Raw genomic sequence first — 19,262 nt, 5'->3', positions numbered from 1 at the left:
ATAAAAATGGAATTCCTTCTTGGACTAGCCTGCTTCGTTAGTTGAATAAACAATACGTTTAGAATTAACTAAAAAGAAGTAGCCTCTCGGCTACTTCATCATTTGTTTCAATATATTGTTTCTGACCCTAAATATCGTCGTACTGGATAATTTCATGTGCTTGCCGATTGCTCGCATGCTATCACCATTTAGCAATCTATGAAGGACTTCAACCTCTTTGTCCCCTTCTACAAACGGAATACGGTTCTGCACCCCTGCAATCTTTTGCTCATATTCCTTAATACGATAATTAAGTGCATAAACTCGGCGTTGCACTTCTGCGAACACCGGATCACTTGTACCTCCACTTACCTTTGGTAATGTTGCCTCAATACCATACATAGCTATTTTAGCCCCAATGTAACTGTTGTTATCAACCTTAGATACTGGCTGTCTTGCTTCTTCAATCGTTTCAACCATCCATCGATAATTCTCAATCCATTGCAGTAAATTTTCTTTCGTTACTTTAATTTGCCCTTGTTTCATAGGTTTGCCCTCCTATGGTGTGATATAATACTTTTGAGAAACCTCAAAGGGCATAAACCAATTCTGGAAGCTGTAGCGTGTGACGACGCTACGGCTTTTTCTTTTTCAATCGTTATGAACTATTTGAAACCTTTTCCATTTGCATCCGTAAATTAATTACAACACTTTTTCTTTATTATTTGGAGGTAATTAAATGGACTCTTTTACGCTTATGGCTTTTTCTTTAGCTTGTTTGTCATTTGTCTTTGCTGTTTCAGCTGATTCTAAAATCAAAAAGTTAGAAAAACGTATCGAAGAACTTGAAAATAAGAAGTAATTTTTAATACATAACTGGATTATAGAGCGATATTATAATCGCTCTATTTTCGTTTTATCCTCATATTGTTCATTAGTTTACTGTAGCGTGTTCAAACGCTGCGGCTTTTTATAATATAATTTACAAAAAATACATAACGAGGTAATGCAATGGACATATTTTCAGGATTATCAATTGGCGAAAGACTACTATATTTCATTCCGCCAATGCTCTTACTACCTGTTGTTATGGTAGTATGCGCAGCGATTTATAAAGTCCTATTGGGCAATATTTTACCAACCAAGATTTATAATTTTTTACTTGTCACCATTGCCCTACTTGGATTCTTTATTTGGGCTATCCCTATGAATATGGGATTTTATGAGTTTTTTAGGGCAATGTTTTAATCGCTCTATTTTGGAGAAGAAGCTTTAATCAAAGTTGCTAAACCTTAAAAATTCCAATAGTTTCGTACTGAAGCTGTAGCGTCTTCAAACGCTGCGGCTTTTCTGTTTATCTACAAATCCTCAAGGGTACAATGTGTAAAAAGGAGTGACATTTTGAAAATTTTATTAGTTTCCTCCAGCATAGTTGTGCCTGTGGTTATGCTTTATCTACAACATAAAAGCGATAAATTCAAAAAGATTTTTAATATAGTTGCTGTCATATCAACAATAATTTTCGGTAGTATTGCGTCCACAACCATTTACCAAATCATTGTCGATGATGCTGTGTTTATGACTACAATTCATGCCATCTTTTTAAATCCCTTTTTCTTGGTGACTGGCGCTTACCTCGGGGTATTCATCATTTACAGATTAATGATTCTGGCATTAGAAGAAAGATAACTTTTTTCCTCATATTGTTCATTAGTTTAATGTAGCATGTGACAACGCTACGGCTTTTTTATTTTTAAATCTATTTCACAGGCAATTCACTATACAAACATAGCTATCACATCATAATAATAGTAAGGTAAAGCTAATTTAGCCTTACGCCTCCTTATCTTTTTCCTTAGGGTCACTCCATCCTAAGTGGCCCTTTTTTTATGGTCTTATCTCACAAAAATATATTTTTTAATGCCTATAGCTGAATGGTTTAACAACCATACTCCTTCTCTGCAGCCAACATAATATATAGTAATAGTAAAAAGGAGGTGTTTTTTATGGGATACTATGGTGGAAATGTTGGTGGCATTAACGATGGATGCTATTACGGCGGAAATCGTAATGGTTCTGCATTTGCCTTAATTGTTGTTCTATTTATTCTTCTAATTATTGTCGGCGCTACATTCATGACTGGATATTAACATTTCCGATTTAAGGGTCGCCCTCCCAGCCTGGTGACCCTTTAATAGTTTCTTTCCTCAAAGTGTGCAGTAATTATTGTTCATCACAAATTGGACATGGCTCTACCCTAAGTTTGGTAATTACTTGATTTAAACGTTCGATTTCCTGTCTAGCACCCTGAAGAACTTCAAGGATGTCTACAATATCCCTATCATCCATTCTGGAAGCCATTTCACCTCTAAGTCTTTTTTCTAAATCTTCTATAGCTTTCATATTTCAATCTCCTCCCTTCTCAAAATCTTTCTCAAAATACGTAACATTAATATTTTTTTAAAAAGAAAATATTAATTAGATTAATACCACCTCTCTCATTTTTATAACTCTACATATTATAGATTATAGAAAGGAGGGATATTTAATGGGATACTGCGGAGAAATTCGCGAAGAGCGTCGCGAAAGAAACCCATTCGCTTTTATCGTTGTTCTATTCATTCTTCTGATTATTGTCGGCACTAGTTTTATGAATAGATGTTATTAATACCCAATACCGCCATTACCGCATATAATGCTCATAACTATTGTAAGGTAATACTAATTTAGCCTTACACCTCCGAATCTTGTTACTAAGGGTCACTTTTATCCCAAGTGACCCTTTTGTTTTTACTATCAAACATCAAAGGGCATAAAACAATTCTGTGCTGTAGCGTCTGCAAACGTTGCGGCTTTTTTTAATGTATAAGGAACTTCGATTTGCACAAATTATCGTTGAGTGTATCGCACGCACTTACTAGGTTGTGGCGCTAGTTGACCGTCACATCATCCCTCTAAAGGGTCACTTCCATCTTGAGTGACCCATTCTTAATTTCTTTCCTCAAAGTGTTCAGTAACTAGATTAGTTCCATCTCTTTCACCCTTTCTGAACAAACCCTCCCTCTTAAGAAATTACATTTTTTTGAAACTCACGTAGCGTTATATTGTATACTTCTTATTAGGAGGCGATGGTAATGAAAAAATATTTCCAATTGAAAAATATTATTATTGGTAAGATTGACAAAAATCATCCTCAATCAGAAGAAATCAACAAAGCAGTAGATGAATTCAATAAAGCAGCAGATAATGCTTTTACTTCTGTCAGCAAAATGACGAATGACATAACATCATTTACTGACGACAAACGTAAATAACCATATTTTTTGCGGGCACTTACAGGTGCCCTTTTTTAAACCTAGTGACATATTACCTCGCTCCTCCCGTGCTGAACAATATCTTTCAAATCCAACTAAGCAACGACTAATTTGCTCAAGCTCTTTCCCGATGTTTCAGAACTGCCTATAAGTCTTGCATCTACTGCACTTTGTTGGATCATAAGCTCTACGTTTCGGACATCCTCGGCACTGGAGAAAGGCTATGTGGCATGTTGATTGATTAACCTGATGCCGTTCTACCAACAGCGTGTATTTGTTATAAACTCATTTGGTCATTTTCTGTATTAAATATCAATAGCATTTGATACGGTCGCGGATCTTGAGAAATATATTTCATCCTACTAACTACATTCCAACCTCTCTCCGTATCATCTGCAACCAATCGTTCTAATTCTCGTGGTGTCCTAGCCTTGGTGATTTTCTTTAGTTGTGCCATTTCTATCACCTCGAATATTTTTTATTTCAAAAGGCAAATCGTCAGAGTCGCCATCAATCGGCCCATTACTATTGCAAGGGTCACGTCTTTTGTTAATCGACCTGTGAAACAAAAATCACCCAACTCAAGCTATGGACCTCATTTTTCAAACTTGGAAAGATCGAGTTAGTTGATATCTTTATCACTTTGACCTTCACTTTTTCAGCCATTGATAACACTCTCCTTCTTCCCTAGCATTTCTAAAACCTTTTGTCTCTCAGCCTCAAAATCTATCGTGTTGTTATTAGATCCAGAAGCTAGTGTTACTTCTTCACCTTCATTACGATTAGCGAACCACTCAGGCACTACCGCAGTTCGACCTTTAGGCTTTTGGTAAGAGAACTGGTATGATTGTTGTCGCTTGTTTTTTTCTCTCTCTCTCTTCCTTGGCCTTTAATTGCTCAACATTTGTTATACAATCCTTTCTCCAATTCGCTAATATTTGTTCCATATACTGCATGGGTTTGTTCGGTTGTTGAAGTACTGTGATTTTCATGGCTTCATAAACAAGTGCTGGATCATTTTCTCTTGCCATGCGTTCAATACATTCACAAATGTAGCCTGATGCTCTTTGAATGTTTTCATCATAGAATTTAGTTAAAAAAATTAATTGTTCCTCAGTGACCACCGACTGACCGACTTCACCATCTGTTGTTTGTTTTTCTTTTTTATTTTCTTTTTCTTCTTCTTTTTCTTTTTCTTTTTGTCCACCTATCGTTGACGTATCGTAATATGACTCGTAGACGTTACGTACAGAATCATTCGAGACTCCTTCGCCTACCCACTGAATTAATAAAGTATCTTTCACTTCTTTTAGTTCTGATTTCACACAATCAAGAATCGGTTTGCCTCCACGATTCAGGTTGTATTTACCCCAGTTTTTAATAGCTATTTCACGAGTTTCTTCATTGTATTTAATTAGCCTGTGATGGTCTATGAAGCGTTGTAGTAATGCTCCAACACTTTCCATGGAGTAACCCATATCAAAAGCTATTTGCTTTTTGGTAATTTGATAGATACCAATTTGAGTTGTGCCTTCATTTGTCAGCAAATACAGGTAGAAGTATTTATCCTTTATCCTCTGCTGTCATTTCCTCAACCACACGAATTATTTATTAAAATTGTACTACAGCAAAATAATGGTAAACCAAAATTCGGAATTCCCGGACAGGAAAATTTAATAGTAGGAATAACAAACTTATAACTCGTTATTAAAATCGTGAAGCATGTCAAAAAAAGTCACTCATTATTTTTCAAATGAGTGACTTTTGTGTATTATATATTATCCTCTACATATTTCATTGCACGAGATAAGAATGCTGCCATGTGAGCACGAGTTAATTCGTTATGGGGTTTAAATTTTTCATCAGAATATCCAATTGCCATACCAGCTTTTGCTGTAGCTAGTTCAACGTGATTGCAATTTCCGAGTTCGGCGCACCAGCAAATACAATCGTTCCGTTCTTCGGCAGTTTTACTTCGTTATTGCCGCTCACAACAGTAAAAGTGATGCATACTCCCTGCTCATCATACACCGCGAACGAACTCTTCGATGGCAACACCACGGTCATCGTTTTTCCTGCCGCCGCTTGCGGGATCGTAAACCATTTCGCATTTGCTTGCAGTGTAACTTTGGATGATTGGCCTATGTCAAGTGGCTTTATGTTGGATCCACTTACGTATAATAATCCGGCCATCTCCATATATTCATTACCGCCTTCTGTATAGAAACGAGCCTCCGTCGTATCACGGCTTGCCATCACGGGGATCTGGAGCTGATGCTCCGCCGTGTTCGGGCCTGTTATTTTTCTTCCTTCCCAATAGCCCGCCAGTCCATCTGTACGAGTAATTTGTTTGGTAAGTTCCTGTTGTGCAAGATATAGAATAGAACTAAATTTCTCGTTCACAAGATAGAACTTGACGCCTTCCCGCTTCGCCCATGCGGCAGCGCTTTCCTTCGATAACACGTTGTCTTCTAGCTTCTCGGCTAAATATTGATCTATCGCATCTTGCCCCAAGCTTGGCGTCGATTGATATGATCTCTCCCTCAAATAAGTTCGTCCATTCTGCTCGGTGACGAAGTTGAGTTTGGAGGTACCCTTTTCATTAACAAAGCTTCCATCCACAGTATATACATATTTTTCTTCTGGATTAAATGGTAAGAACAGTTCTCCATTCTTCGTAATTTCTATTTTGAAATGACTGCCACTATTGCCGTAAAAACCTGCTTTCTTCGCTACGTCTTGAGGCATCTTGGCCTTAAGCGGCTTGCCAAAGGATTTGTTCGGCTTGATGTCCTTAATTGTGCCCTTCTCCTTGAGCACGGTAAGTAGCAATTCAGTTGCCAGCAGTTGATTTGTAGAGCTGCTACCGCCAGATGACAACACAGCCGCTGCCATCTTCTGTTCCGGAAGCACGACCATTATAGCATGTTGTAGTAACGTGTCGCCGGCTTTAGCCAAACCCTTTATCCCATATTCACTGAATGGATATAGTTTCACACTATCCCAACCAAGACCATAGTTTACAATATTATCTCCATCCCCTGGCCACATTCCTTTTTTATATTCCTCTTGCTCCATCGCCTTGACTGCCTTATCAGAGAGGATTCCTTCTCCCTGCCCCATGAATAATTGTGAAAATCGCACCAGATCTTCTGCCGTGGAAGAGATTCCTCCTGCACCAATCTCATTCAATGCTTCAATGGGAAGCTGCCCTTGGTACGTCGGAAAATAAAGTCCAGCCCGCTTATCATCTTCCCAATTGTCCTGCGGCGTTTTCGTATGATTTAGCTTTAAGGGTTCTGTAAACCGTTTATGTAGATATTCGGTAAAGCTCATACCGCTGACTCTTTCTACCAAAATCTCGGCCAACGTAAAGCCGTCGTTGCAGTATACCGAGAACGCGCCAGGTTCCGCCTTTAAGCTTTGGTCGGACAATTGCCTTAACAAGTTGTCATGGGCATACGTATCATTATCTTTAAATAAAAATGCATTACTATATATAGTACCTTGCAAGCCGGAGGAGTGGTTCAACAACATACGTGGCGTAATGCGTTTGTAACGCTCGTCTTTCATCTTGAAATCAGGAACGTAGTGGACGACAGGAGCATCCAAATCGACTTTTCCTTCGTCGACCAATTTCATCACAGCCGCCGATGCATACATTTTACTGACTGAACCAATCCCGTATAGGGTATTTTTAGTCAGCGGCTGTTTCCCTTTCATATCGTTCTTGCCTGTCTGACCCGACAAAATAAGTTTGCCATTATCAATTAGCGCATACTGCACGCTAGTCGTCTCATACGACTTCGTGAGTAGTGCAGCCTTCTCTGCCGCAATTTTCTTCAGTTCTTGGCTAGCATCTTCTTGACTAACTACAACCGTAGGCTGACTACTAGAAAGCGCCATAGCCCCTGTTGGTAGGCTCATCGTTAACGCTAATGTAGCTGCTAACACCCCAGATAATTTATTTTTCATGAAAGAATTTCCTCCTTAGATAAGTAATTGATTTTAAGATAAACACTTCCTAAAACCAGGGAATATTTTCTATAAATAGAATATCAAAATTTTATTTTGCTCGTAAATACTGTGATAGACTGATACCACATCAGGCTTAAGACTTATATTTGATTATGACTAAGTAAATTAAAAAGACCGGCTAGGCTAAAATAGCTTTGCTGGTCAATCATTATTGTTAATTAAGTTCTATAAGATTTTGGGGCTGTTTTCATGAAAACAGATAAAAAGTATTTATGATACTAGCCTATATATTGCTACATTTATAACTGCTGTAGATCATATTCTCCAATTGATAACGTTTCATTGTTTTGATTAGTTATTCTTTCATCCAATCACAGAACCAACGTTCTGTTAGTAGCAATAAAAAAAATGCCCGGACTCAAAATTAATTGAGTACCCGGGCTTTGAAGATTAATAGAACAAATATGTTTAAATGTTTTTAACTGGGGCTCTTTCAGGAGCGCACGTAGTGTTTTTTATAAATGGTGCCCCATCTTAAAAATCGTATAGATACAAAGTACATTATATAGTAGAAATCTAATCAAAGATAACAGTTACAACCTAGAAAACGATATTCAACTTTATTTTATATAAAAGTCACTCGTTTTGAAAAATTAATTAATGTTCTTTCCAATTCCCCTAACATATCCATGATCAAAATGATTCGTTTGGAGCATCTCATAACTACATTGGATCTTTTAGTTTAATAACGGAATTATATTTATAATTGGTTCCTCATAAGGATGAATACGATTTATAACGGTTTTTACTTCTTCAACTTTTGAATATAGACATTTGAATTCCATCTTACATTCAGTTCCGAATGAAACTTCTCCTATTTCCCCACCGTAAGGCACAGCTTTTTCCAGCGGTCTCCAATAACCTTTTGTAACAGTGTAAGAAACAACATGGTCATAATTCCCGACTGTTAAAACCCCTAATTTATTTAGCTCATTCCTTAATTGTTCAATGTATTCTTCTGGTAATAAGACTTCAACTTTTACAAATTTTATATCCATTTGACACCTCAATAATTTCCGCAGTTTCCCATATTATACATAATTATTACGAACAAAACCCTAAAAATTGAGATCTTACATTAAATAAGAAGTAAACTTCAGGTTCATCATGTCAATAACTCGTTCTCTCACACGTTGTACAGTTGTATAGCTCATATTAAGGCCCCAATCCAACGGAATAGCACCTTCTAACAAGCAGATAGTTACTTCCTGTTCGATATCACCAGTTACCATGCAGTTAAATTTTGAACCAATTAGCAATTCTTCTTTAATATGATCCTCACTTGAAGCTCCGATTTGAACATCGGCATGTACTGGATCGCTTGTGCTCCCAACCGCTTTAGGCATCGTTGACTCAATTCCATATTTAGCTTTAGATGCTACTGTTAATGAATCGAGCTCGTCTTTCATACTTATGTACTTACACATATTGTCAGGTCCTTCTTAATAGCCTTGTCTAATTGGTAGTGAAGACATGCATGCACACGGCAGATTGAGCAAAGGAAAAATTCAATGCTCTTGTAGAATGTGTCGACACGAGCAATATCACTCGATTCCAAAAGCTAAACATAAAGCAAAAATGCTACGGAACAGGAATTATGTCTATTTCCTTTTTTAGTTTTATCCTCATATTGTTCGTTAGGTTGCTGTAGCGTATTACGATGTTGCGGCTTTTTTTATGTATAGGAAACTTGCTATTTGCACAAATTAATATCGAGTGTATCACACGCCTTATTTGGCTGTGGCTTGTTTGACAGACACGGCCTCTCTCAACAGGGTCACTACTCAGTGACCTTTTTTGCATATTTATATTACATTTAGAGGTGCTTTAATTGACTATATTCGGAAAATGCTTATATATTGCTTTCTTTGTAACACTGTTATTATTTACAACAGTTTGGGATTATTTCAAAAGTGGTAATTTGGCTTTGCTTGAAAATTCTTTCTTTTCCTTTTGGGTAGCAAGTTTTTTATTCACGGCATTGCTCCTGAGAAGTAAAAAAGATGAAACGGAAAAAAGCTAAAACAAAAGCTCATTTGAATTTGAATATTCAAATAAGCTTTTTTTCATATTGTTCAGCTAAAATAATTTTTTATTCGGTTTCTTAAGTCATCCACTATACAAATCCCGCCATTTCAACATAATTATAGTGGTATTAAGCAAATCACCTTAGCTCTGCACCTTTCTCCAATTCTTCAAATCCATTCCTTATTAAGGATATGCCTCTTTTCCCCATCCTTTTCACACATTTTTATAGTGTTCTAAATGTTTTTATATTCCATGACATAAATTAGTCTTGGGGTAGCAACCTGTTGCTTTGCATCGAACCATATTGTTTTTGCACACCGCTATCCGCCCTATCCCTTCTCTACATCTATGACACCTCTACATAAAAACTCAGCATCTTCCGCTTCTTTTTTAGCCTTCTTATTACAATGACAACCCATCCCACTTATTTTTCTACTATGATAAAGTTTTATAAAAAAATCTCATTTTATTTATCATGACCCATGAATCATATTTTTTAAAAATATACATACCTTTCATGTAAGGAGGAATTAACATCAAAAAGATCATCTTGTCCACTATTCTTTTGATAATTACAATTGGTATCTTCGTATTTTATAATCGTTATTCCCAACCTGTAACAGATATTTCCCCTTTTACATTCGTTTCGAAATCTGAAGAACAATTAAAAGAAGTAGAAAAGATAAATAAAAAAATCGAAGAAACTGAGTTAACTAAAAAAATAATAAACAGTCTCATTGAAAACGGATTTTCTCCAGATAAAAGAATTCTCTATACAATATATTCACCTGAAAATAAAGTTCTGACAATTTCATTATCCAACTTTGACGGGGATGATAAAACTATAAATATAATAACCAACATTATTAACACAATTTCAAAAGAAAACAATCTCGACACTTTTTCAGTGGAGTTATCAGAAGCTAAAAAATAATATTGTAAAACTTAAGTCTGTACAAATCTCCTTATAACTTTTGTCTGATAAATAAGCATGTTAACGTCTTATCAATTATTTATAGGTATTTTTTGCCGTTAGCGTTGCTTTATAGCAACGCTTTTCTTAACGTTACTAAACATTTCTTTCAGTTACCATTACAATCCAAATGCTCCGGAGTTGCCTAATTTAGCTCTTTCTAGCATCGATACACATGAATAGTAGCATCACGACTTGCTTTTAAATATGTTGTTATTTCTATTTAGTAAAATTAGTTTTTTATTTGATCTTCTTGAAAATTACTTCTATCTCTCAAAACTATCTTCCAAGCCATTTTTCAGATCGATTAAACATACCTGGTGTATAATTGGTTATTTCCCCAATAGAACCAACTATTTCTCCTTCATACTCATATACTTTTATGATGAGATTATCTCCTTCAGGGCCTTTCTCTTTTAATTTATAGGTTATTATATTAAGCTCTTTTCCTATAAAGTCTTCAATAAATGTTATATTAGCGGCTTTATAGTTTGCAATTGTTTCTGGTGCAAAATCCATTGTTACTTGTTCAGTTGAATCAAATGATGCGATTGTCCATCCTGAATTTTCTATATATGCATGGTGTTCTTCATCAATATTTTGATTGTCATAAGCAACTAGGATAAACATAAAACTTAAAATAATCATTAACTTCTACATAAACACCCCTCCCGTGTAAGTAAAAAAACCTCTGGTGATTGTTTCCATTATAAAAAAATACAAGAAGCGTGTCATTGAGGTTGCGTTAGTTCCTTATCATGCTACATGATGAAAAACCATTTGGTGTGTATCTAAGTCCCGGATCCTTTGAAATACGTCCAACTAATACAACGCGGTTAATCATACCCTAGCCTTGATTTACGTATCCGATCGGACGAAATGTAAATCAAGGCTAGGACAAAAATGGATAGAAAAATATACAAAAAAGAAAAAATTCGCATATCGTTATAGGTTTCCGACCATAACGGTATGCGAAAAGTAAAAAAGAAACAAACTTTACCACTAGCCTTGAAGCAGAACGTGCCTTAACGGTTTTAAAAGCTACCATTGAATGCTGGAGAAAAAATTGTAGTTAAAGATAATATGAAAACTAGCTAATAAAAATTCCATTAAGGTGAATGATATCGAATAGTTGCTGATACACCGTTTGCAAAGGATCCGCCAGAAGTTGTTATTTCTACAGACAGAAGAGTGCAACTATTTACTGAGAAATTTGCCGTTGTAGTTGTACAACAATTTGGTGAAATAGATGAGCTAGGTCCTGTAATAGTCGCTATGATACCAGTAGCTATCGGGGCTGTAAAACCACAATTTGTACTTAAATATATTTGTGCAGATGCAGTATCTCCAGCAGTTAAATTATGGTCCCGTATATTAAGTGTTAAACTTGTTATAACTGCATTTTGAGGAACTACAAATGTATTTTTAATAAAAGAAGCTGAGGCACTCCCAATCCCAAGAAAATCATTGTTTGCAACTGATTGATCCGAGCATAGATAAATGTCCATTAGTCCTGGACCAGTGGAGCCAGTTACGCCTATCGCTCCCGTATTTCCTTGAAGTCCTGTCTCTCCTGTTATTCCCTGATGTCCAGTTGCTCCTGTTGCTCCTGTCACTCCTGTTATTCCCTGAAGTCCAGTTACTCCTGTCACTCCTGATATTCCTTGAAGTCCTGTTGCTCCTGTTGCTCCTGTTGCTCCTGTTGCTCCTGTTGCTCCTGTTGCTCCTGTTGCTCCTGTTGCTCCTGTTATTCCTTGAAGCCCTGTTGCTCCTGTCGCTCCCGTTATTCCTTGAAGTCCTGTTACTCCTGTCGCTCCCGTTATTCCTTGAACTCCTGTTGCTCCTGTCACCCCTGTTATTCCCTGAAGTCCAGTTGCTCCTGTCGTTCCTGTTATTCCTTGAAGCCCAGTTGCTCCTGTCGTTCCTGTTATTCCTTGAAGTCCTGTTGCTCCTGTTGCACCTGTTATTCCTTGAAGTCCTGTTGCTCCTGTCGCTCCCGTTACTCCTTGAAGTCCTGTTGCTCCTGTCACTCCTGTTATTCCCTGAAGCCCAGTTGCTCCTGTCGCTCCCGTTATTCCTTGAAGTCCTGTTACTCCTGTCGCTCCCGTTATTCCTTGAACTCCTGTTGCTCCTGTCACCCCTGTTATTCCCTGAAGTCCAGTTGCTCCTGTCGTTCCTGTTATTCCTTGAAGCCCAGTTGCTCCTGTCGTTCCTGTTATTCCTTGAAGTCCTGTTGCTCCTGTTGCACCTGTTATTCCTTGAAGTCCTGTTGCTCCTGTCGCTCCCGTTACTCCTTGAAGTCCTGTTGCTCCTGTCACTCCTGTTATTCCCTGAAGCCCAGTTGCTCCTGTCGCTCCCGTTATTCCTTGAAGTCCTGTTACTCCTGTCGCTCCCTTTATTCCTTGAACTCCTGTTGCTCCTGTCACCCCTGTTATTCCCTGAAGTCCTGTTGCTCCTGTCGCTCCTGTTACTCCCTGAAGTCCTGTTGCTCCTGTCACTCCTGTTATTCCCTGAAGTCCAGTTGCTCCTGTCGTTCCTGTTATTCCTTGAAGTCCTGTTGCTCCTGTCGCTCCCGTTATTCCTTGAAGCCCAGTTGCTCCTGTTGCACCTGTTGCTCCAATTCTCCCCTCTATTATTTTCAGACCTGTTGCACCTGTTTCTCCGTTTAACCCACTTTGAAAGATATTAATTTTCATTGGATCACCTCCTCCCCCTATTTCATAATATTTTTATTAGAAATAATGAAATAGACGTAACACTAGGTTATATGACTTGAAAAATTATATCTTATAGATTCATTATTTCATCATAAGCCCGTGATTTGGATAATCCCTTCAACCAAAAAGAGTAATGTGATCCTGTAAATTAAATCTTTGTGGTTAATCTGTTTTGAATATCATCCTCCAACGCATCTAGGTATTGTAGCGTATATTTACCCTTTGACTTAACTTTTACATTCTTATTTTTCAAAGGTCTTGTTTTGGTTGTTTCAGCTCGAGATAAACTTAAAAATAGCATCCATTACAATCGATAAAGTTTTACCTTAGTCCATACTATTGCCATCTTATTTCTATCTAGCTCATTCCTCAGGTTCCTTATCAAAACATACCCAATGTATTTTCCAGACGCATGCAAAATGCGATGCTTTTATTCAAGCATCGCACTCATAAATTGATTAATAATTTATTTAGATTCCATTACTGCAAAGTAATTGTTTTCATTATCTGCAAAATTAAATACCCTACCTGAAGGCATGTTTACCATTTCTCCAACAATAACGTTTTTGTTTAATAAGTCGTTATATAATTTATCGATATCTTCCGAGAAGAACATCAAAGAAGGTGTACCAAGATTCAATTCAGGTTGCATCTTAGCAATTAATTCCTTATTGTGGAGTATAATTTTTGTCTCAGCTTCTTTAGTTGGAGCAATTTCAATCCATTTCATTCCTTGGCCGTTATCTTCCTCTGAAATTACACTAAACCCTACTTTTTCTGTCCAAAACTCTTTTGCTTCATTTTGGTTATTAACATACAACATGATTTGACCGACTTTATTAATCATTGATTTTTACACTCCCTTAAAAATGTCTTACTTTATTTACCTAAAAAACTTTTCTTTACTACAGAGACTGTACATGCTCATTCAAACGGTCCCAAGTTTCTGTGATGCCTTGTAGCATACCCATATCCATAACAGTCTGAAGGGCTTCTGCAGACACATATTCTGCACGGTTTATCAACTTAGTCTTTCCACCCAAATCGACGAATTCCAATGTATTCTCGGTCGACGGCATGGAATCATTCAAATTGCCTTCAGCATCCGAAAAGTAATCGGTATAGCTGATCTTCTCAGGCTCTATAATCTCCTTATAAATCCCTTTTCCCCAAGCTTCCATACCAAAAAAGTCACCTAGGTTTTCATCGACGCACTTCATACAGTAGTGCCAAACGCCTCCCGGACGGAAATCAACGGTGCAGACTGGAATTTCCCATCCTCTCGGCCCCCACCAACGTTTCAAATGCTCTGGATCTTTAAACATCTTGAATACTAAGTCTCGTGGAGCATCGAAAACGCGCTCTAGTATTAGTACGCGATCGTTTTCTATTCTTGATACCATTGAATTGTTTGACATTGCAATTCCTCCTTGAAGATGAAATGGTTTTATGATTTTTCTTTTTTCTGCAATTCCTTCAAATATTCATCTAAATTATCGAATCTTTCTTCCATTACACTCTGGAAGGACTGTATCCAAGAATCCAGCGCTTGGAATGGCTCGGGTCGGAGCTTGTAGATTCGACGGTTAGCTTCAGCCTGCACTTCCACAATCCCGTTGTCGCTAAGTACTTTTAGATGCTTTGAAGTTTGGGGCTGCCTCAATCCAAGTTGGTCGGCAATCTCACCCACGGTTAGAGGACCCTGGCGCAGGAGTTCGACTATATTCATACGATTTGGTTCAGACAAAGCGCTCAACGTCGTTATGTTTACTCCTGGAATTTTCCCTGACATGTCGCTCACCTCGTAAAATGATGGTCGCCGGTAAAATATCATCTACATCAGCACAGGTTTTATGATCCTGTTAATAACAATATAACTCCAGATGAATATTCCCGTCAAGGAATATTCGAAAGTATCTTTTTGAATAATTCATCATTTGAACCAAAATACTAGAAAGCTTCATGTGCTTGCCAATAGCTCACATACTATTCCAATTAAAGATTATACGAAGTACTTCAATTTCTCTATCTAAGTAGCACTTGTATCGACAAACCACTAATCAGAGCTATAGCATCGTCACATACCACTTGATATCGCCAACTAGCTATATAGTTTATAAAGTGACTATCCATTCCTAATTATTTTTATATACAATCCTTGTTCTATTTCCTAAAATAGGAATATAGAGGGGCTATCCCTACTTTATTACTTTCTTTTTTAGGTGTAGAAGTAGTAGATGTTTTCAAGGGTTCAGGAACATGCTCAAAATTCTCTGCTGTCTAGACACATATTCTTTACTAGAGTGTTCCAATACTTTTATATGACGGAGAGGATAAGATGGCATACAAAACACCAGGAGGCGAGCAACTTTTTCACCAAGCCTATAGCAATAATTTAAAACGTTGGAATGTTTCATATGAAATATTGAATATACCGACAACATACGGAAATACGCATGTCATAGCATCTGGAGAAAAGGAACTTCCACCAGTTATCATGCTGCATGGGGCAGGAATGGGATCAACCATTTGGTATGCAAACATTGAAGCGTTGAGCAAGATTCGACGAGTTTATGCAGTTGATGCAATCGGGGATATAAACAAAAGTGAACCTCTTCGTTCCATCAGCAATCCAGAGGACATGGGGAAATGGATGGCTGAGATTCTGGATCATCTTGGCATTGAAAAAACAGACATTATAGGACATTCGGCAGGCGGATATATAACATTGAATATAGCAACATACATTCAAAGCAGGATAAACAAAATGGTCCTCTTAGCCCCTGCTGCGTCATTTGTTCCGCTACATAAACAGTTTTTCCTTCGCCTTGCTTTTATAAACGCCATAAGGAACAAAGGATTCATCCGGCGATTTTTCTGTCATTGGTTCATCGCAAAAGGGAATACCATCGATAACGAAGTCTTTGATCAATTCATTTACGGGATATTGCATTACAAGTGGAAGGTAAAGCCCGTCATCCCTAAAGTGATTCCTAAAGAGAAACTGCAAACCATTCAAGTACCAACCTTATTATTGATGGGCGAAAAAGAGGTCATCTACAATCCAAGACGTGCTCTAATGCAATCAAAAGCCAGCATTCCACATATAGAAACCATGATGTTGTCAAATACAAGTCATTGCTTATTTATCGAGGATGCTAAAAATGTAAACGATTCGATCATTAATTTCTTATTTTAAGATTCGCAAAGTGAACTAGACTTTTTAGTGACGGGTGCAAATGTTCAGGAAGCATAGCTATTTAATCATTCTTGATCTACTAAAATTGACTACTTTCTGTAGTAACAAAAAAGCTCAATTTCTCAATTATACTACTGAGAAATTGGGCTTTTTGATTTTATAATTTCCTTAACGTTGTAAAAACTACATTATCATGAAAATTTGTGACTTGAGTTTTTTGTTATAGCATTTTAAATTGCTCCTGCAATGATTTGAATTGTATGTGTAATAATAACTAATAACCCAAAAACAATACAACAAGTCGCTAGCGTACTCTTTTTATTATTTTTTTGCTTTACAAGACCAAAAATAATAAGGCATAATCCAATCGCAATTGATACTATTGATAGAATTATAAAAAATGGTGCACTTGATGTTATAGAAAAAATACTTGCTAATTGCATGTTAACTCTCCCTTATTCAGATTCTAAGTTTACTTCACTAAAATATGTACGCAGGGCACTTTGCACTGGCGTTGCATAAAACACTTTCTCCCCCGTACTTTGCTCCTGATATTCCTGCGGAGTTACCTCCCCCGATCCATATACTTTTATACCAACAAAAATTTCCCTTTTCGTTTTCTATTTAGGCTGTTTTCTCAAAGATTGTTGCTATAAAGAAAAGTTGGGCTATACAACAATCGCGCCCGATTGTTTAATACATTGCATCCTTATAAAACAGAACGTTATAAATCTGCTACTTTTTAAATGCAACAATATACCAAACGATATTGGCAATTAGTGACATAACGCAAAGAACGATCACATATAGAAAATCAGAAACATTATAAGTAATCGTTCCCAATACAAATGCCAGTACAATTATTGAAAGTGATATAAGTAACCCTACTCCGCAAAAAACTGCCATAACATATTTCATTCCTTTAACTCCTACCCAATACAAAATTAAAGACAGAATATAAAAGACAAGAAACATTATAATATTCAGCCACATACCTAAAGAATTGAATTCACCAGGATCCGGAAAGGGAGTTAGCGAAGCTGCAATCATTATAAAACAGAAAAGTAGCCCCGAAATTATGGTCATTAAGATAACACCATTTCTCATTCTACAACCTCCATAAGAATAATTTTTGGTAAGTTCACTTTACATATAGCACCTCAACAATCTGGCCCGATTGTTGAATAATACTATTTAACCAAAACAACAAAGTTTACGAAAACAGCCTCTATTTAAAATAGTACAAAACGATTTTCACTTTTTTCTTACCCATTCCTTACAAATTTATTAATTTTAATTTGTTGCATTCAATGAAAAAACTTAAAGTAAAACCGCACATTTTAATAGTAAGAATTCAGTGTTATCAATGCTAATGTTCTATATTGATATGAACTATGTATGATGTTGAAAAATCTATTCTTATAAGGGTAGTTTATTTCAAAAATGCTAATAACCATTTCTATGTAGCCAAAACCCAAATTTCACCATGACGATAATCCAATTAAATTTCGTATGAATCTGACATTAGGAGCAAATGCTTTAGTTATGTCAATATTTCTGAGTCCAATGCAGCGATTATGGTTCTTATTAAAAAAATTTTATAGAACGATTAATGCATAATGAACTCATTAAAACAGACATTATAGGATAGCATCCTTGTTAATTTATTTTTACTCAAAAAAGTAAAAATAACTCATCACCTTCTCTAGGAGGAAAAAATGAATATAAAATTACGGCTTAAAATTATGATTTTTCTTCAGTTTTTTATTTGGGGATCTTGGCTTGTTACATTTGGTTCTTATATGATCAATACATTGAATTTTACTGGCGCACAAGTTGGAATAGTTTATAGTTCTAACGGTCTTGCAGCCATTATTATGCCAAGTCTGATTGGCATTATTGCGGACCGTTGGGTAAAAGCAAATGTGTTATATGGAATATTACATTTCCTCGGTGCAATTATCCTATTTAGTGCTGCTGAAATTTCAGATCCTTCAATGATGTTTTGGATAATGTTATTTAACTCAATCGTTTATATGCCAACACTTGCTTTATCGAATACAATTTCTTATTTTTACCTAGAAGACAACGGATTTGATGTTGTAAAGGATTTCCCACCTATTCGTGTCTATGGGACAATTGGTTTTATTCTAGCGATGTGGATTATTAGTCTTGCCAAAATTGAATTAAGTAATATTCAGCTATTCATAGCTAGCGGCTCTTCGTTGTTACTTGCACTTTACACAATTACTCTTCCTGCCTGCCCTACTTCTAAGGCAATAAAGGACAAGTCGTTAGTAAGTCTTTTGGGACTTGATGCATTTGTTATGTTTAAAGATAAAAAAATGGCTTTGTTTTTAATTTTTTCAATGCTATTGGGTGTTGCACTTCAAATTACCAATACATTTGGAGATCCGTTTTTACACGACTTCGCGTTGAATCCTGATTATAAAAATAGCTTTGCGGTAAAATATCCAGCAATTTTATTATCAGTGTCACAAATTTCAGAGGTATTCTTTATTCTGACCATTCCATTTTTTTTACGTAAATATGGCATTAAAAAAGTAATACTAATTAGTATGGTAGGATGGACATTACGTTTTGTTTTCTTTGGATATGGAAGTCCGATTGGCGGAGGATTTTTACTATTGTTGTTATCAATGATTGTTTACGGTTGTGCCTTTGATTTCTTCAATATTTCGGGGGCCATTTTTGTAGAAAAAGAAGTCGATCACCGAATTCGTGCCAGTGCTCAAGGATTATTCAGTACAATGGTCAATGGAGTCGGCGCCTATGCGGGGGCTATAATTAGCGGAAAAGTAGTTGATTATTTTACAGTTGACGGAGTCAGGAATTGGCAATATATTTGGTTGGTTTTCGGGGCGTATACGCTCGTTTTGGCATTCATTTTTGCAATAACTTTTAAATATAAGCATGACAGTAATGCAATGAAAGATGTAACAACGAAATAGTGATTTATAAGGAAATTAAGAAAGAGCCTTACCGTTTTGGTG

Annotated in this window: 25 protein-coding genes; 9 read left to right on the top strand and 16 right to left on the bottom strand. The window is 36.6% G+C overall.

Annotated features, from left to right (window positions below):
- Positions 1-90: 90 nt before the first annotated feature.
- Positions 91-525 carry a helix-turn-helix domain-containing protein gene (locus tag ACZ11_RS07505; RefSeq protein ID WP_049664990.1) on the bottom strand — a complete coding sequence of 145 codons (435 nt, stop codon included), beginning with the start codon at positions 523-525 and terminating at the stop codon, positions 91-93.
- 193 nt (positions 526-718) lie between these two features.
- On the opposite strand from ACZ11_RS07505, the gene ACZ11_RS27215 reads away from it, so the two are divergent.
- The 4 genes from ACZ11_RS27215 to ACZ11_RS25045 all read left to right on the top strand — a co-directional run bounded on the left by ACZ11_RS27215 (position 719) and on the right by ACZ11_RS25045 (position 2,129).
- Positions 719-841: a hypothetical protein gene (locus ACZ11_RS27215; protein ID WP_269079313.1), complete on the top strand. Its 123-nt coding sequence runs from the start codon at positions 719-721 to the stop codon at positions 839-841.
- A gap of 149 nt (positions 842-990) precedes the next feature.
- Positions 991-1,227, top strand: coding sequence for a hypothetical protein (locus ACZ11_RS07500; RefSeq protein ID WP_049664987.1), 237 nt, complete (start codon positions 991-993; stop codon positions 1,225-1,227).
- A 153-nt stretch (positions 1,228-1,380) separates the two neighbouring features.
- Positions 1,381-1,668, top strand: a complete 288-nt coding sequence (locus tag ACZ11_RS07495) for a transposase (RefSeq protein WP_082172711.1) — start codon at positions 1,381-1,383, stop codon at positions 1,666-1,668.
- Between the two features lie 317 nt (positions 1,669-1,985).
- Complete coding sequence (locus ACZ11_RS25045; RefSeq protein WP_082172710.1) at positions 1,986-2,129, top strand: YjcZ family sporulation protein; 144 nt, start codon at positions 1,986-1,988, stop codon at positions 2,127-2,129.
- A 73-nt stretch (positions 2,130-2,202) separates the two neighbouring features.
- Here the strand turns inward: ACZ11_RS25045 and ACZ11_RS07490 are convergent, their stop codons facing one another.
- Complete coding sequence (locus ACZ11_RS07490) at positions 2,203-2,382, bottom strand: hypothetical protein (protein WP_049664984.1); 180 nt, start codon at positions 2,380-2,382, stop codon at positions 2,203-2,205.
- Between the two features lie 145 nt (positions 2,383-2,527).
- On the opposite strand from ACZ11_RS07490, the gene ACZ11_RS25040 reads away from it, so the two are divergent.
- Together ACZ11_RS25040 and ACZ11_RS07485 are read left to right on the top strand one after the other, a co-directional pair.
- Entirely contained in the window at positions 2,528-2,647 is a 120-nt protein-coding gene (locus tag ACZ11_RS25040) for a YjcZ family sporulation protein (protein ID WP_082172709.1), read from the top strand.
- A 466-nt stretch (positions 2,648-3,113) separates the two neighbouring features.
- The gene (locus tag ACZ11_RS07485; protein ID WP_049664983.1) at positions 3,114-3,293 is read left to right on the top strand and encodes a hypothetical protein; all 180 of its coding nucleotides are present in this window, start codon (positions 3,114-3,116) and stop codon (positions 3,291-3,293) included.
- A 277-nt stretch (positions 3,294-3,570) separates the two neighbouring features.
- On the opposite strand, the gene ACZ11_RS07480 is transcribed toward ACZ11_RS07485, so the two are convergent.
- The 7 genes from ACZ11_RS07480 to ACZ11_RS07460 all read right to left on the bottom strand — a co-directional run bounded on the left by ACZ11_RS07480 (position 3,571) and on the right by ACZ11_RS07460 (position 8,758).
- On the bottom strand, positions 3,571-3,750 hold the full coding sequence (locus ACZ11_RS07480) for a hypothetical protein (protein WP_049664981.1): 180 nt from the start codon (positions 3,748-3,750) through the stop codon (positions 3,571-3,573).
- Positions 3,751-3,951: 201 nt separating this feature from the next.
- Positions 3,952-4,095: a hypothetical protein gene (locus ACZ11_RS26250; RefSeq protein ID WP_161804450.1), complete on the bottom strand. Its 144-nt coding sequence runs from the start codon at positions 4,093-4,095 to the stop codon at positions 3,952-3,954.
- A 16-nt stretch (positions 4,096-4,111) separates the two neighbouring features.
- Entirely contained in the window at positions 4,112-4,759 is a 648-nt protein-coding gene (locus tag ACZ11_RS07475; RefSeq protein ID WP_161804449.1) for a DnaD domain protein, read from the bottom strand.
- Between the two features lie 305 nt (positions 4,760-5,064).
- Entirely contained in the window at positions 5,065-5,175 is a 111-nt protein-coding gene (locus tag ACZ11_RS26935; protein ID WP_236690803.1) for an S-layer homology domain-containing protein, read from the bottom strand.
- Positions 5,176-5,192: 17 nt separating this feature from the next.
- Positions 5,193-7,268, bottom strand: coding sequence for a serine hydrolase domain-containing protein (locus ACZ11_RS07470; RefSeq protein ID WP_049664977.1), 2,076 nt, complete (start codon positions 7,266-7,268; stop codon positions 5,193-5,195).
- A 740-nt stretch (positions 7,269-8,008) separates the two neighbouring features.
- Positions 8,009-8,329 (bottom strand): cytochrome c biogenesis protein, encoded by a 321-nt coding sequence (locus tag ACZ11_RS07465; RefSeq protein WP_049664975.1) that lies wholly within the window; start codon positions 8,327-8,329, stop codon positions 8,009-8,011.
- Between the two features lie 75 nt (positions 8,330-8,404).
- Entirely contained in the window at positions 8,405-8,758 is a 354-nt protein-coding gene (locus ACZ11_RS07460; protein ID WP_236690802.1) for a hypothetical protein, read from the bottom strand.
- Positions 8,759-9,909: 1,151 nt separating this feature from the next.
- On the opposite strand from ACZ11_RS07460, the gene ACZ11_RS07450 reads away from it, so the two are divergent.
- Positions 9,910-10,293 (top strand): hypothetical protein, encoded by a 384-nt coding sequence (locus ACZ11_RS07450; RefSeq protein ID WP_049664970.1) that lies wholly within the window; start codon positions 9,910-9,912, stop codon positions 10,291-10,293.
- Between the two features lie 318 nt (positions 10,294-10,611).
- Here the strand turns inward: ACZ11_RS07450 and ACZ11_RS07445 are convergent, their stop codons facing one another.
- From ACZ11_RS07445 to ACZ11_RS07425, 5 genes are all read right to left on the bottom strand, one after another.
- On the bottom strand, positions 10,612-10,980 hold the full coding sequence (locus ACZ11_RS07445) for a hypothetical protein (RefSeq protein WP_049664968.1): 369 nt from the start codon (positions 10,978-10,980) through the stop codon (positions 10,612-10,614).
- A 461-nt stretch (positions 10,981-11,441) separates the two neighbouring features.
- Complete coding sequence (locus ACZ11_RS07440) at positions 11,442-13,028, bottom strand: beta strand repeat-containing protein (RefSeq protein WP_053093208.1); 1,587 nt, start codon at positions 13,026-13,028, stop codon at positions 11,442-11,444.
- A gap of 487 nt (positions 13,029-13,515) precedes the next feature.
- Entirely contained in the window at positions 13,516-13,896 is a 381-nt protein-coding gene (locus ACZ11_RS07435) for a VOC family protein (RefSeq protein WP_049664966.1), read from the bottom strand.
- Positions 13,897-13,954: 58 nt separating this feature from the next.
- Positions 13,955-14,467 (bottom strand): SRPBCC domain-containing protein, encoded by a 513-nt coding sequence (locus tag ACZ11_RS07430; RefSeq protein ID WP_049664965.1) that lies wholly within the window; start codon positions 14,465-14,467, stop codon positions 13,955-13,957.
- Positions 14,468-14,496: 29 nt separating this feature from the next.
- On the bottom strand, positions 14,497-14,841 hold the full coding sequence (locus ACZ11_RS07425; RefSeq protein ID WP_049664963.1) for an ArsR/SmtB family transcription factor: 345 nt from the start codon (positions 14,839-14,841) through the stop codon (positions 14,497-14,499).
- Between the two features lie 546 nt (positions 14,842-15,387).
- Between ACZ11_RS07425 and ACZ11_RS07420 the strand changes: the two genes are divergently transcribed.
- Positions 15,388-16,248 carry an alpha/beta fold hydrolase gene (locus ACZ11_RS07420; protein WP_049664962.1) on the top strand — a complete coding sequence of 287 codons (861 nt, stop codon included), beginning with the start codon at positions 15,388-15,390 and terminating at the stop codon, positions 16,246-16,248.
- 230 nt (positions 16,249-16,478) lie between these two features.
- Here the strand turns inward: ACZ11_RS07420 and ACZ11_RS07415 are convergent, their stop codons facing one another.
- Together ACZ11_RS07415 and ACZ11_RS07410 are read right to left on the bottom strand one after the other, a co-directional pair.
- Positions 16,479-16,691, bottom strand: a complete 213-nt coding sequence (locus ACZ11_RS07415; RefSeq protein WP_049664960.1) for a hypothetical protein — start codon at positions 16,689-16,691, stop codon at positions 16,479-16,481.
- 292 nt (positions 16,692-16,983) lie between these two features.
- On the bottom strand, positions 16,984-17,355 hold the full coding sequence (locus tag ACZ11_RS07410; protein WP_049664958.1) for a DUF5391 family protein: 372 nt from the start codon (positions 17,353-17,355) through the stop codon (positions 16,984-16,986).
- A gap of 611 nt (positions 17,356-17,966) precedes the next feature.
- Between ACZ11_RS07410 and ACZ11_RS07405 the strand changes: the two genes are divergently transcribed.
- The gene (locus tag ACZ11_RS07405) at positions 17,967-19,220 is read left to right on the top strand and encodes a nucleoside permease (protein ID WP_049664957.1); all 1,254 of its coding nucleotides are present in this window, start codon (positions 17,967-17,969) and stop codon (positions 19,218-19,220) included.
- Positions 19,221-19,262: the final 42 nt, after the last annotated feature.

Source organism: Lysinibacillus xylanilyticus (assembly GCF_001183605.1).
In the GTDB taxonomy this organism is placed as follows: domain Bacteria; phylum Bacillota; class Bacilli; order Bacillales_A; family Planococcaceae; genus Lysinibacillus; species Lysinibacillus xylanilyticus.
Note: the sequence above shows the minus strand (reverse complement) of the source record. Positions and strands in the feature narration are given on the sequence as shown.

Excerpts from the sequence above, each read along its gene's own strand:
- ACZ11_RS07500 (WP_049664987.1), top strand. The coding sequence starts at position 991 with ATGGACATATTTTCAGGATTATCAATTGGCGAAAGACTACTATATTTC.
- ACZ11_RS07405 (WP_049664957.1), top strand. The coding sequence starts at position 17,967 with ATGAATATAAAATTACGGCTTAAAATTATGATTTTTCTTCAGTTTTTT.
- ACZ11_RS07460 (WP_236690802.1), bottom strand. The coding sequence starts at position 8,758 with ATGTGTAAGTACATAAGTATGAAAGACGAGCTCGATTCATTAACAGTA.
- ACZ11_RS07440 (WP_053093208.1), bottom strand. The coding sequence starts at position 13,028 with ATGAAAATTAATATCTTTCAAAGTGGGTTAAACGGAGAAACAGGTGCA.
- ACZ11_RS07485 (WP_049664983.1), top strand. The coding sequence starts at position 3,114 with ATGAAAAAATATTTCCAATTGAAAAATATTATTATTGGTAAGATTGAC.
- ACZ11_RS27215 (WP_269079313.1), top strand. The coding sequence starts at position 719 with ATGGACTCTTTTACGCTTATGGCTTTTTCTTTAGCTTGTTTGTCATTT.
- ACZ11_RS07435 (WP_049664966.1), bottom strand. The coding sequence starts at position 13,896 with ATGATTAATAAAGTCGGTCAAATCATGTTGTATGTTAATAACCAAAAT.
- ACZ11_RS07425 (WP_049664963.1), bottom strand. The coding sequence starts at position 14,841 with ATGTCAGGGAAAATTCCAGGAGTAAACATAACGACGTTGAGCGCTTTG.
- ACZ11_RS07465 (WP_049664975.1), bottom strand. The coding sequence starts at position 8,329 with ATGGATATAAAATTTGTAAAAGTTGAAGTCTTATTACCAGAAGAATAC.
- ACZ11_RS07415 (WP_049664960.1), bottom strand. The coding sequence starts at position 16,691 with ATGCAATTAGCAAGTATTTTTTCTATAACATCAAGTGCACCATTTTTT.
- ACZ11_RS07490 (WP_049664984.1), bottom strand. The coding sequence starts at position 2,382 with ATGAAAGCTATAGAAGATTTAGAAAAAAGACTTAGAGGTGAAATGGCT.
- ACZ11_RS25045 (WP_082172710.1), top strand. The coding sequence starts at position 1,986 with ATGGGATACTATGGTGGAAATGTTGGTGGCATTAACGATGGATGCTAT.
- ACZ11_RS07410 (WP_049664958.1), bottom strand. The coding sequence starts at position 17,355 with ATGAGAAATGGTGTTATCTTAATGACCATAATTTCGGGGCTACTTTTC.
- ACZ11_RS07505 (WP_049664990.1), bottom strand. The coding sequence starts at position 525 with ATGAAACAAGGGCAAATTAAAGTAACGAAAGAAAATTTACTGCAATGG.
- ACZ11_RS07470 (WP_049664977.1), bottom strand. The coding sequence starts at position 7,268 with ATGAAAAATAAATTATCTGGGGTGTTAGCAGCTACATTAGCGTTAACG.
- ACZ11_RS07430 (WP_049664965.1), bottom strand. The coding sequence starts at position 14,467 with ATGTCAAACAATTCAATGGTATCAAGAATAGAAAACGATCGCGTACTA.
- ACZ11_RS07475 (WP_161804449.1), bottom strand. The coding sequence starts at position 4,759 with ATGGAAAGTGTTGGAGCATTACTACAACGCTTCATAGACCATCACAGG.
- ACZ11_RS07480 (WP_049664981.1), bottom strand. The coding sequence starts at position 3,750 with ATGGCACAACTAAAGAAAATCACCAAGGCTAGGACACCACGAGAATTA.
- ACZ11_RS07420 (WP_049664962.1), top strand. The coding sequence starts at position 15,388 with ATGGCATACAAAACACCAGGAGGCGAGCAACTTTTTCACCAAGCCTAT.
- ACZ11_RS26935 (WP_236690803.1), bottom strand. The coding sequence starts at position 5,175 with ATGGCAATTGGATATTCTGATGAAAAATTTAAACCCCATAACGAATTA.
- ACZ11_RS07445 (WP_049664968.1), bottom strand. The coding sequence starts at position 10,980 with ATGATTATTTTAAGTTTTATGTTTATCCTAGTTGCTTATGACAATCAA.
- ACZ11_RS25040 (WP_082172709.1), top strand. The coding sequence starts at position 2,528 with ATGGGATACTGCGGAGAAATTCGCGAAGAGCGTCGCGAAAGAAACCCA.